General features: G+C 61.1%; 9 protein-coding genes. 4 read left to right on the top strand and 5 right to left on the bottom strand.

Annotated features, from left to right (window positions below; translation table 11 throughout):
* Positions 1-4: 4 nt before the first annotated feature.
* The 5 genes from BN1137_RS20915 to BN1137_RS20895 form a co-directional block, all read right to left on the bottom strand.
* Positions 5-1,447 carry an ATP-binding protein gene (locus BN1137_RS20915; RefSeq protein WP_050720444.1) on the bottom strand — a complete coding sequence of 481 codons (1,443 nt, stop codon included), beginning with the start codon at positions 1,445-1,447 and terminating at the stop codon, positions 5-7.
* A gap of 73 nt (positions 1,448-1,520) precedes the next feature.
* The gene (locus BN1137_RS20910; RefSeq protein WP_050720443.1) at positions 1,521-2,243 is read right to left on the bottom strand and encodes a response regulator; all 723 of its coding nucleotides are present in this window, start codon (positions 2,241-2,243) and stop codon (positions 1,521-1,523) included.
* 351 nt (positions 2,244-2,594) lie between these two features.
* Complete coding sequence (gene fadA / locus BN1137_RS20905) at positions 2,595-3,758, bottom strand: acetyl-CoA C-acyltransferase FadA (protein ID WP_050720442.1); 1,164 nt, start codon at positions 3,756-3,758, stop codon at positions 2,595-2,597.
* Between the two features lie 21 nt (positions 3,759-3,779).
* Positions 3,780-5,927, bottom strand: a complete 2,148-nt coding sequence (gene fadB / locus BN1137_RS20900) for a fatty acid oxidation complex subunit alpha FadB (protein WP_050720441.1) — start codon at positions 5,925-5,927, stop codon at positions 3,780-3,782.
* Between the two features lie 203 nt (positions 5,928-6,130).
* Positions 6,131-8,068 carry an acetoacetate--CoA ligase gene (locus tag BN1137_RS20895; RefSeq protein WP_050720440.1) on the bottom strand — a complete coding sequence of 646 codons (1,938 nt, stop codon included), beginning with the start codon at positions 8,066-8,068 and terminating at the stop codon, positions 6,131-6,133.
* A gap of 197 nt (positions 8,069-8,265) precedes the next feature.
* Here BN1137_RS20895 and pepQ point away from each other — a divergent pair, with 197 nt between their 5' ends.
* From pepQ to hemG, 4 genes are read left to right on the top strand one after another with little or no spacing between them, the layout of a single operon-like run.
* Positions 8,266-9,588, top strand: coding sequence for a Xaa-Pro dipeptidase (gene pepQ, locus BN1137_RS20890; RefSeq protein ID WP_050720439.1), 1,323 nt, complete (start codon positions 8,266-8,268; stop codon positions 9,586-9,588).
* Positions 9,588-10,205: a YigZ family protein gene (locus BN1137_RS20885; RefSeq protein WP_050720438.1), complete on the top strand. Its 618-nt coding sequence runs from the start codon at positions 9,588-9,590 to the stop codon at positions 10,203-10,205. Before pepQ ends, BN1137_RS20885 begins: the two co-directional genes overlap by 1 nt.
* A 36-nt stretch (positions 10,206-10,241) precedes the next feature.
* Positions 10,242-11,699, top strand: a complete 1,458-nt coding sequence (locus tag BN1137_RS20880) for a TrkH family potassium uptake protein (RefSeq protein WP_050720437.1) — start codon at positions 10,242-10,244, stop codon at positions 11,697-11,699.
* A 7-nt stretch (positions 11,700-11,706) separates the two neighbouring features.
* Positions 11,707-12,231, top strand: a complete 525-nt coding sequence (gene hemG, locus BN1137_RS20875) for a menaquinone-dependent protoporphyrinogen IX dehydrogenase (RefSeq protein ID WP_050720436.1) — start codon at positions 11,707-11,709, stop codon at positions 12,229-12,231.
* Positions 12,232-12,397: the final 166 nt, after the last annotated feature.

Below are 12,397 nucleotides of genomic sequence, written 5' to 3'. Positions count from 1 at the left end.
AAGGTTACTGCCTTGGTAGGGAGAGGGTCGCCTGCAGGCCACCCTGGGGGCGATTTTCCAGCACCAGATCGCCGCCATGGGCGTGGGCGATGTTGCGGGCGATGCCGAGGCCAAGGCCGGTCCCGGAGGGGTCCTTGCTCAGCCGGTAATAGGGCTCGAAGATGCGTTCCAGCTGATCGTCCGGCAGGCCTTGCCCTTCGTCCATGATGAACAGGATCAGCATCTCCTCATCGTCCATGACGATGATGCGCACCCTGTGGCCGTACTTGATGCCATTGTCCACCAGGTTGCCGATGCAGCGCTTGAGGGCCAGCAGCTTGCCGCGATAGGGCCATTTGCAGTGTCCCTCGATGGTGAGCAGATCCTCGTGCAGGTTCATGGCCTCCGCCATCTGCTCCAGCAGAGCGTTGACGTCGATCTGCTCGATGTTCTCGTGGATGTCGGTCTCCTTGACCGTCTGCAGCGCCCCTTTCACCATCAGCTCCAGCTCGTCCAGATCCTTGTTGAACTTGGCTATCTGGGTCTCGTCGTCGAGCAGTTCGACTCGCAACCGTAGCCGGGTGATGGGGGTCTTGAGATCGTGGGAGATGGAGCTGAACAGCCGTTCCCTGTCATCGATGAAGCGGCGGATGCGCTGCTGCATGATGTTGAAGGCGCGGGTGGCGGCGACGATTTCCGAGGCCCCTTCCTCCTTCAGCGACGGCTGATCGATGTCCTTGCCGAGATTGACCGCCGCCTTGGCGAGACGGCGCAGGGGCCGGGTCTGCCAGCGCACCAGCATGAAGGTGAAGAAGCAGAGGAACACCGTCATCAGGGCGATGAAGCGTATTTGGTTGCTCGGCATGACGGTGTCATCCAGCGTCATGTAAGGGGCGGGCAACAAAGCCGCCAGATAGAGCCACTCACCGGGTTCGATCTCGATCTGGGTCACCAGCACCGGCGGATTGATGGGTTCGAGGGACAGGGTGTAGCGCGCCCAGGAGGAGGGCAAATCCGCCAGCAGGGTGTCGTTGTTGAACACGTGCAGCTCTTCGGGGCGGGAGAAGTCCACCTTGATCGCCATGGCGTCGGAGAGCTTGCGGGCGAGCACCTCCTGCACCTCTTTCAGCACCAGCGTCTTGCGCTCGCTCTCGGGGATGGCACTGATGTGGATCTCTTCCTCGTTCAGGGAGACGAAGAAGCGGCTGCCCCCCATGTTGCGCAGCTGATCCAGCGCGATGTGGCGGTATTGCAGCGGCAGCGACTTGAAGAAGTTGACGGTGGAAGCGGCCGACAATGCCAGGTTGCGGGTGGTGCTGAGCATGCCCTCCAGCTCCCGCTTCTGGATCTGCTGCATCCAGATGCCGGTGAGTATGGTCTGGGAGAGCAGAATGGCGAGCAGCAGCAGGAGCAGCATCCGTGACAACAGGGAGCGCGGCACCAGCGCCTGCCAGAATTTGCCCCTCATGGGATCTCGCGTCTTTTATCGATCAGCATGTCGCCGCTTTCATGAAGCCATGTCTGCCAGAGCTGCGGGTCTTTCATGGCAGTTCGTGGACTTCGGCGATCAGCATGTAGCCACTGCCGCGGATGGTCTTGATGATGCGCGGGCTCTTGCCGTTGTCACCCAACTTCTGGCGCAGACGGCTGATCTGCACGTCGATGCCGCGCTCCATTGGCAGGCTCTCGCGGCCACGGGTGGCGTCCGAGATGGTGTCTCTGTCCAGCACCACACCTGGCTGTTGCAGGAACATGCCGAGCAGCAGGGCGTCGCTGCCGGAGAGATCCAGCAAGCTGCCGTCGTCGTGGGTCAGCTGGTGACTCAGGGTATCCAGGGTCCAGTCGGCGAAGCGCAGCCGACGGCTCGGCTCCTTCTCTTTCTCCGGTTGGCGGAATTCGGCACGGCGCAGCAGCGCCTTGATGCGGGCCTGCAGTTCGCGCGGGCTGAATGGCTTGGCGATGTAGTCGTCCGCGCCGAGCTCGAGACCGATCACCCGATCAGCCTCATCGGAGGCGGCGGTCAGCATGATGATGGGCACCTGGGAGTCGCGACGGATCTGCTGGCACAGGGTAAAGCCATCGTCGCCGGGCATCATGATGTCCAGAATAATCAGGTCCGGGCTGTGCTGGGCGAGTTGCTGGCGCATCTCGTTGCCCTCCGCCGCCGTCAATACCTGAAAACCCGCCCGGGTCAGGTATTCGTTGAGCAGCTCGCGGATCTCTTGGTCGTCGTCGACGATCAGCAGTTGTTTGCTCGTTGACATATGTATGTGCATCCACCCATTTTTTTGTGCAGATTGAACCTGTCGAGGGAGTAAAAAGCAAGCAAGCCCCCCCTCTAATGTGAGGTTATGGGCAATATAGCCTCTGATCAGGGGCCGAGAAGAAAAAAGGCCGACCCAAACGGGGCGGCCAATGCGCTGATTCCGACGGCAGGGTGTTCCCCGTGTGGTGACACCCACAGACTCGATGACGGGCCGGCAAGGCCGACCCCAAAAGTGACAATTTTTGCTTACCCCTCTAAGGAGGAGTGCTGTCTATTGCATGCCCCCGCCCGAACGTGGGCGGGGGCAATGCCCTGAACGACCGATATGAGCGGCCGGTCAGGGGCTTCGTTATACCCGCTCGAACACGGTGGCGATGCCCTGACCCAGACCGATACACATGGTCGCGACCCCTAGGGTGGCATCCTTCTCTTCCATCAGGTTGATAAGGGTGGTGGAGATACGGGCGCCGGAGCAGCCAAGGGGGTGACCCAAGGCGATGGCGCCGCCGTTCAGGTTCACCTTCTCCTCCACCAGATCCTGCAATCCCAGATCTTTCACACAGGGCAGGGACTGGGCGGCAAAGGCCTCGTTCAGCTCGAACAGATCGATGTCACCCACGGTCAGACCGGCGCGCTTGAGCGCCTTCTGGGTTGCGGGCACCGGGCCGTAGCCCATGATGGCGGCGTCGCAACCGGCGATGGCCATGGCCCGCACCTTGGCGCGCGGGGTCAGCCCCAGCGCCTTGGCTCTGTCCGCGCTCATCACCAGCATGGCGGCGGCGCCATCGGACAGCGCCGAGGAGGTGCCGGCGGTGACAGTGCCGTTGACCGGATCGAACACCGGGCGCAACTGGCTCAGCACGTCGACCGTGGTCTCCGGCCGGATCACTTCGTCGTAGTCGTAGAAGAAGCGGGCGCCGGTGGCGTCATGGCCTTCCAGCCCGACGATCTCCTTGGCAAAACGCCCTTCCAGGGTCGCGGCATAGGCGCGGCGGTGGGAGCGGGCGGCAAACTCATCCTGCTGCGCCCGGCTGATGCCGTGCAGCTTGCCGAGCAGTTCGGCGGTCAGCCCCATCATGCCGGAGGCCTTGGCCACGGATTTGGCCATGCCGGGGTGGAAGTCGACCCCGTGGCTCATGGGCACGTGGCCCATGTGCTCCACGCCGCCGATGATGAAGATGTCGCCATCACCGACCTGAATAGCACGGGAGGCATCGTGCAGCGCCTGCATGCTGGATCCGCACAGGCGGTTGACGGTGACCGCGCCGACCTGCTTTGGAATACCGGCCAGCAAGGCGGCGTTGCGGGCGATGTTGAAGCCCTGCTCCAGGGTCTGCTGCACGCAGCCCCAGTAGATGTCCTCGATCTCGTTCGGATCGAGGTTGGGGTTGCGCAGCAAGATGGAACTCATCAGGTGCGCGGACAGGTCTTCTGCACGCACGTTGCGGAAGGCGCCGCCCTTGGATCGGCCCATGGGGGTCCGGATACAGTCGACAATGACTACGTCTTTCATGAATGGATCTCCTTTCCGCAATCAGTAGAAGGTTTTGCCCTGGGCGGCCATCTCACGCAGCTTGTCGCTGACGCGGTAGAGCGGGCCCAGACTGGCATACTGGTCGGCCATGGCCACGTAACGATCCAGACCTATGGTGTCCAGATAGCGGAACACGCCACCACGGAAGGGAGGGAAGCCCAAGCCATAAACCAGCGCGATGTCCGCCTCGGCCGGGGTGGCGACTATGCCCTCTTCCAGGCAGAGCACCACCTCGTTGATCATGGGGATCATCATGCGGGCGATGATGGCGTCCTTGTCGTAATTCTGCTTCGGCTTGGCAATGGGGGCGAGCAGCTCGTAAGCGGCGCCGTCGGCCACCTTCTTCGGTTTGCCCTTCTTGTCTTGCTCGTAGGCGTAGAAACCCTTGCCATTCTTCTGACCGAAGCGGCTGGCGTCATACATCACATCGATGGCGGTGCGGCCTTCCTTGCTCATGCGAGTCGGGAAGCCTTGCGCCATGACGTCACCGGCATGATGGCCGGTATCGATGCCGACCACGTCCAGCAGATAGGCCGGACCCATGGGCCAGCCGAACTCTTTTTCCATCACCTTGTCGACGGCGGCGAAGTCGGCTCCGTCGGCAACCAGCTGGTTGAAGCCGAAGAAGTAGGGGAACAGCACCCGGTTGACGAAGAAGCCAGGGCAGTCGTTGACCACCACCGGCGACTTGCCCATGGCGGCGGCGTAGGCCACCACCCGGTTGATGGTGTCATCACTGGTCTGCTCGCCACGGATGATCTCAACCAGGGGCATGCGGTGCACCGGGTTGAAGAAGTGCATGCCGCAGAAGTTCTCGGGGCGCTTCAGGCCTTTGGCCAGCAGGGAGATGGGAATGGTGGAAGTGTTACTGGCGAGGACGGCGTCGTCACCCAGGATGGCTTCCACTTCGCCGAGTACGGCCGCCTTCACCTTGGGGTTCTCGACCACGGCTTCGACCACCAGATCCACGTGCTTGACGTTGTCGTAGCTCAGGGTGGGGGTGATGGATGAGAGGACCTGACCCATCTTGATGCCGTCGATGCGGCCTCGCTCGAGCTGGCCGTTGAGTAGCTTGGTGGCTTCGCCCATGCCCAGTGCCAAGGCCTTCTCGTTGATGTCCTTCATCACCGCCGGAATGCCCTTGCTGGCGGACTGGTAGGCGATGCCGCCCCCCATGATGCCGGCACCCAATACGGCGGCGTGGCTGGTGGCCTTGGCGGCTTGTTTGGCAGCCTTCTTGGCCAGCGTCTTGATGTGCTGATCGTTCAAGAAGATGCCGACCAGCGCCTTGGCGACGTCGGTCTTGGCCAGCTTGATAAAGCCCTGTGCCTCGACCACCAACGCCTCGTCGCGGCTCATGCCGGCGGCGGCTTCGACGGTTTTTACCGCCGTCATCGGGGCGGGATAATGCTTGCCAGCCACCGCGGCAACCATGCCGGCGGCGGTGCTGAAGCTCATCATGGCTTCGAGTTTGGACAGACGCAGCGGCGCCTTCTTGGCGGCGCGGCGGCTCTGCCAGTCCAGCTTGCCTGCGATGGCGTCTTTTATCATCTGCAGCGCAGCGGCCTGCAGCGCGTCGGGGGCGACCACGGCATCGACGGCGCCAACCTTGAGGGCGTCATCGGCACGGACATCCTTGCCGGTGGTAATCCACTCCAGCGCATTGTCTGCACCGATCACCCGTGGCAGACGAACGGTACCGCCAAAGCCCGGCATGATGCCGAGTTTGGTCTCGGGCAGGCCAATCTTGGCGCTGCTGTCGGCCAGACGGAAATCGGTGGAGAGAATAGTCTCGCAGCCGCCGCCCAGGGCGTGGCCCTTGATGGCGGACAGGGTCGGCACCGGCAGATCTTCGATGGCGCTGAAGATGTCGTTGGCTTTTTTCAGCCAGCCGAGCAGCTCTTCTTGCGGCAGATCGAACAGTTCCAGGAATTCGGTGATGTCGGCGCCGACGATAAAGGCGTCTTTGCCGGAGGTGAGGATCAGACCCTTCAAATCGGCTTGTTGCTGCAGTGCGGCGATCGCTTCGCTCAGTGAGAGCAGGGTGGCGCGATCCAGCTTGTTGACTGAACCCGGGGCATCAAACCTCAGCTCGGCAATGCCGTGTTCGAGGTAGCTGACCGACAGGGTTTCGCCTTGGTAGATCATGAGAGTGTCTCCTTGTTCCCACGCGGTGGGGGGCTTTGCTCCTTTCTCCCCAGCAGGGGGCGAGGCTCAATATTGATCCAAAACAAGACAATTACAACACCTATTTAAAACATTTGTTTAACACTTGTGATGTCACTGCATTTGCCTGGGGAGAGGGCAGAAAAAAGGCGCCCAAGGGCGCCTTTGATATGACGGGTGACAGCTCAGCTGGCCAGCTCGGGCCGGTCGCGATACTGGCTCAACACCTCGGGATCGGCGAGGGCGTGGGTGTTGTTGACCGGCCTGTTGTGGACCACTTCCCGCACCGCCAGCTCCACTATCTTGCCGGACTTGGTACGGGGGATAGCATCCACCTGCAGGATGCGGGCGGGCACGTGGCGGACGGTACAATGCTGGCTGATCTGCCGGCGGATGCGCTCGCGCAGCGCTTCGTCCAGCTTGAGCCCGGCGGTCAGCTTGACGAACAGCACCACTCGCTCGTCCTGCTGCCACTGCTGGCCGATGGCGATGCTCTCTTCCACCTCGTCGAGCTGCTCCACGTAGCGATAGATCTCGCTGGTGCCGATGCGCACGCCCCCCGGGTTGAGGGTGGCGTCCGAGCGGCCGTAGAACAGGATGCCGCCGGTGTCGGTCAGCTCGATCCAGTCGCCGTGGCACCAGATATTGTCGAAACGCTCGAAGTAGGCGGCATGATACTTGTCGCCGCGCTCGTCTCCCCAGAAGTAGATGGGCTGGGCGGGGAAGGGTTTGGTGCAGACCAGTTCGCCCTTCTCGCCCTGCACCGGCTGGCCCGCCTCGTTGAACACCTGCACCGCGAGGCCGAGGCCGCGCCCCTGGCTCTCGCCGCGATAGACGGGGCTGATGGGGTTGCCGATGACGAAGCAGGAACAGATGTCCGTGCCGCCTGCTATGGAGCTCAGTAGCACGTCCTGCTTAATTCCTTGATATACGTAGTCGAATCCTTCAGGGGAAAGCACGGAGCCGGTGCTGCAGATAAGCCGCAATGCGGGCAACTCATGGGTCTTGATCGGGGCATAGCCCTGCTTGTGCAAGGCATCCAGATACTTGGCCGAGGTGCCAAACAGGGTGACCTGCTCGTCGCGGGCCAGATCCCATAACACGTTGCCGTCCGGGTAGAAGGGGGATCCGTCATAGAGCACCAGGGTGGCGCCGGAGGCGAGCGCGCTCACCAGCCAGTTCCACATCATCCAGCCGCAGGTGGTGAAGTAGAACACTCGCTCCCCCGGTTTGATGTCGCAGTGCAGCTGATGCTCTTTCAGATGTTGCAGCAGGGTGCCGCCGATGCCGTGGACGATGCACTTGGGTTTGCCGGTGGTGCCGGAGGAGTAGAGGATATAGAGGGGATCGTTGAATCCCATGGCTTCGAACTGCAGGGTAGCGCCCTCCTGGCTCGCCAGGATCTGGCCCCACTCCTGACCGAGCCGCAAGGGGCTGCCGAGCAGGGGGATCATCACCGTCTGCTCTATGCTGTCCAGCTGACCCACCAGGCTGGCCACCTTGGCCTGGATGTCGATGGCCTTGCCGCCGTAACGATAGCCATCCACCGCGAACAGCACCTTGGGTCTGGTCTGGCCGAAACGCTCCACCACGCTGGCCTCGCCAAAGTCCGGGCTGGTGGAGGTCCAGACTGCCCCCAGGCTGGTCGCCGCCAGCATGGCGATCACGGCTTCAGGAATATTGGGCAGATAAGCCGCCACCACATCGCCGCGGCCAATGCCCTGGCCGCGCAGCCACTGGCTCAGGCGGGCAACCTGATCGCCGAGCTCGGCCCAGCTCAGGGTCTGGCTCGCGCCCCCCTCGATGCGAGAGACGATGGCCGGGCTCTCGTCCTGGCGACGCAGCAGGTTTTCGGCGAAGTTGAGACGACTGTCCGGGAACCAGCGGGCGCGCTGCATCTCCTGGCGGTTCTCCGCCACAATGTCGCCGAGCTCGCCCTTGACGCCGCAGTGTTGCCATACCAGCGGCCAGAAACGGGTGGTCTTCTCCACCGACCATTGATAGAGATCGGCGTAGCTGCGCAGTTGCAGGCCGTGGAAGTGGTTCACCTCGGCCATGAACTGATAAAGGTTGGAGTGTTGAATCCTGTCCTGATCCGGCTGCCACAGACAAAGGTTTTGCATGAATCGTTCCTGACTACTGATATCTACTGTCTGGGGGCAGTGTATTGAATTGTTCTCTATTTGTTAATGGTTGGTTTTTGTTTCATAACATAAAGCCTGTAACCTATGCGTTACCTCACGAAGCAACAGCTTGACGGCTCGAGCCCGGATCCGCTTGATGTTATGCTGAAACCACATTTTGCCCGGAGCAGGACGCCATGAGCAGTTACAGCCAACTTTTTGCCCAGCACCTCGATACCCTGCAGCAACGCACCCGCGACATAGTGCAACAGCAGGGACTCGGCGGCCTGGCCATTCACTCTGGCCAGACCCACCGTATTTTCCTCGACGATCAGGACTACCCCTTCAAGGTCAATCCACAGTTCAAGGCCTGGTTGCCGGTGCTGGATAACCCCCACTGCTGGTTGCTGGTGGACGGGGTGAGCAAGCCGGTGTTGCTGTTCTATCGGCCGGTGGATTTCTGGCACAAGGTGGCGGACCTGCCCAATGCCTTCTGGGTCGACTTCTTCGACATTCGCTTCCTGACCAAGCCGGAGCAGGTCGCCGATCATCTGCCTGCCGACAAGCAGGAGTGGGCCTATCTTGGGGGCCATCTCGAGGTGGCCGAGCTGCTGGGATTGGGTCAGCCCAATCCGGAGGCGGTGCTCAACTATCTGCACTATCACCGAGCCTACAAGACGCCCTACGAGCTGGAGTGCCTGCGCGAGGCAAACCGCATCGGCGTGCGTGGCCACATCGCCGCCAAAGACTCCTTCATGGCCGGGGCGAGCGAGTTCGAGATCAACCTTTCCTATATGAAGGCGGTCGGTCAGGGCGCGAACGAGGCACCCTATGGCAACATCATCGCCATCAACCGCAACGCGGCCATTCTCCATTACACCCAGCTCTCCACTCAGCGGATTGCGGATACGGAGCGCCACTCCTTCCTGATCGATGCCGGGGTGGATTATCACGGCTATGCCTCCGATATCACCCGTACCTGGGCCTGGCGCCGGGGTGAGTTTGCCGACCTGATCGCGGCGCTGGATGCCCAGCAGCAGGAGATCATCGACGAGATCAAGCCGGGGCGTCGCTACAGCGAGCTGCACCTGCAGATGCACCACAGACTGGCGCGACTGCTGCAGGCCGTGGAGCTGGTGGATATGTCGGTAGATGAGATGATCCACACCGGCGTGACCAATGTGTTCTTCCCGCACGGGCTCGGCCACTTCCTCGGCCTGCAGGTGCACGATGCGGGTGGCTTCATGCAAGACGAGCGTGGCACCCATCTGCCGGCGCCCGAGCAGTTCCCCTACCTGCGTTGCACCCGGGTGATGGAGGTGGGTCAGGTGTTCACCATCGAACCCGGTCTCTACTTCATCGATAGCCTGCTGGAGCCACTGCGTCAGGGTGAGCAGGGCAAGCGCGTCAACTGGAACAAGGTCGAGGCCCTGCGCCCGTTTGGCGGCATCCGTATCGAAGACAACATAGTGCTGCACGGCGACAGGGTAGAAAACCTGACGCGGCAAGCGGGACTCTGATGGCGGTAGACTACGCCATTCCCGCCGCCTCGCTGGAGTTGAGTGAAGAGATAAAGAAGAGCCGCTTCATTACCTTGTTGGCCCATACGCCGACGGTTGAGGAAGCCAAGGCCTGGATCAGCGAGGTCAAACGGCAACACCCGACGGCCCGGCATCATTGCTGGGCCTTTGTCGCCGGCGCGCCGCAGGACAACCAGGTCTATGGCTTCAGCGATGATGGTGAGCCCTCGGGCACGGCGGGCAAGCCCATGCTGGCCCAGCTGATGGGGTCCGGGATTGGTGAGATTGCGGCCGTGGTGGTGCGCTACTACGGCGGCGTGCTGCTCGGCACCGGCGGCCTGGTCAAGGCCTATGGTGGCGGTGTGGGGACGGCGCTCAAGCAACTCGAGACCCGGATAAAGCGCCAACAGAGCCCCTCCCTTATCTGCTGTGACTATACCGACATGGGGGCGGTGGAAGCCTTGATCGTCGCCCATCAGGGTCACTTGCTGGCGGCAGACTATGGCCAGCAGGTCAGCCTGCAGATCGCCTGGGATACGGCAATCTGGACCCAGGTGGCCCAAGAATTGACCGACAGAACCCACGGCCGGGTATCTCTTCGTCCCTTAGATGGCTAGAATCCATCGCTCTTTTAGCCTGAAGAGGGAGCCGGAATGCAAATTCTGAGCATCATTCGTATCGTTGGCCTGCTGGTCGCGCTATTCAGTTCAACCATGCTGCTGCCGGCCATGGTCGCTTTTGGGTATCGTGATGGGGGCGGTGCCGAGTTTGTGAACTCCTTCTTCATCGCCCTGTTGCTCGGTGCCATGCTCTGGTTCCCGAACCGTCATCAGAAGAAAGACCTGAGATCCAAGGAAGGATTCCTCATCGTGGTACTGTTCTGGGTCGTGCTGGGCAGCGTGGGGGCATTGCCGTTCCTGCTCGGGGAAGTGCCCGGCATGTCGGTGTCGGAGGCCTTCTTCGAGTCGTTCTCCGGCCTGACCACCACGGGGGCGACCGTGCTGACCGGGCTGGACAACCTGCCCAAGGCTTTCCTCTTCTACCGCCAGCTGCTGCAGTGGCTGGGGGGCATGGGGATCATCGTCTTGGCGGTCGCCATATTGCCGCTGCTCGGTATCGGGGGCATGCAGCTCTATCGCGCCGAGATCCCGGGACCGGTCAAGGACAACAAGGTGACCCCGCGCATCGCCGAGACGGCCAAGGCGCTCTGGTTCATCTATCTGTTGCTGACCTCACTCTGCGCGCTGGCTTACTGGATGGCGGGCATGACCCTGTTCGATGCCATCTGTCACTCCTTCTCCACCTTGTCGGTGGGGGGCTTCTCGACCCATGATGCCAGCATCGGCTTCTTCAACAGCCCGGCCATCAACCTGATCACTGTGGTGTTCCTGTTGCTGGCGAGCGTCAACTTCGCCTTGCACTTCATGGTGTTCGCCCACAAGCCGGTGCGCCTGAGCAGCTATCTGCGTGACTCAGAGCTCAAGGTGTTCCTGGGTATTCAGGGCGTGCTGATCCTAATCTGTTTCGTCTCCTTACTGTTCCACGGCCACTACGCTACCTGGCAGGAGGCGCTCAACCATGGCCTGTTCCAGGCGGTGTCGCTGGGCACGACCACGGGTTACAGCACGACCAGCTACGCGGACTGGCCCTCCTTCCTGCCCATGTTGCTGATGTTCTCCGCCTTCATCGGCTGTTGTGCCGGCAGTACCGGCGGCGGCATCAAGGTGATGCGTTTCATGATCCTGTTCCTGCAGGGGATGCGTGAGCTCAAGCGGTTGGTGCACCCGCGCGCCATCTACACCCTGAAACTGGGACGTCGTGCCGTCCCCGAGCGGATCGTCGAGGCGGTGTGGGGCTACTTCGCTACCTACATCATCCTGTTCTTCATCTTTATGCTGCTGTTGCTGATGACGGGGCTGAACGAGGTGACGGCCTTCTCTGCGGTGGCCGCCGCCTTCACCAACGTGGGGCCGGGCTTGGGAGAGGTATCGGCCAACTTCGGCAAGATCTCGGCAACGGCGCAGTGGATACTGATCGTCGCCATGCTGTTTGGCCGATTGGAAATATTCACACTTCTGGTACTGTTTACCCCCGCTTTCTGGCGTAGTTGAGGTTTCTATGGACAAGATTTTGGTGCTTTATTCTTCCCGGGACGGGCAAACGCGTAAAATCGTGGATGTCATGCTGGAGGAAATATCAGGATGCGAAGTGGTAATGCAGGATCTGCATACCCTGCCCAAATGTAATCTCAGCAAGTATGCCAAGGTATTGATCGGCGCCTCCATTCGTTACGGCAACTTCCATCCCAGCCTGCTCAGCTTCGTCCATGCCCACCATGAACAGCTGGAAGTGGCCAATGCCGCCTTCTTCTGTGTCAACCTGACGGCGCGCAAGCCGGAGAAGCAGACACCGCAAACCAATGCCTATATGAAGAAGTTCCTGCGCCTCTCTCCTTGGAAGCCGAAGACCCTGGGGGTGTTTGCCGGGGCACTGCAATACTCCCACTATAACTGCTGGCAGACCCGCATCATCAAGCTGATCATGAAGATGACCGGTGGCAGCACGGACACCAGCAAGGACATCGAGTTTACCGATTGGAACAAGGTGCGCAGTTTTGCGCAGGAATTCTGGTCAAAAAGGTAGCAAACCCGCCTCCTGACTGGCTAAAGCCCCGCTGATGCGGGGCTTTTTGTTGGATAAATAGGCATTCGAACCTGAAAATCGTAAAAAACAGGTTTTTCTGCATATTTCCTCTTGCCAGAAAGTTTCAACTCCCTATAATGCGCCTCCATCGACAGGGCAAGCGGCA

Source organism: Aeromonas tecta (genome assembly GCF_000820185.1).
GTDB lineage: Bacteria > Pseudomonadota > Gammaproteobacteria > Enterobacterales > Aeromonadaceae > Aeromonas > Aeromonas tecta.
Note: the sequence above shows the minus strand (reverse complement) of the source record. Positions and strands in the feature narration are given on the sequence as shown.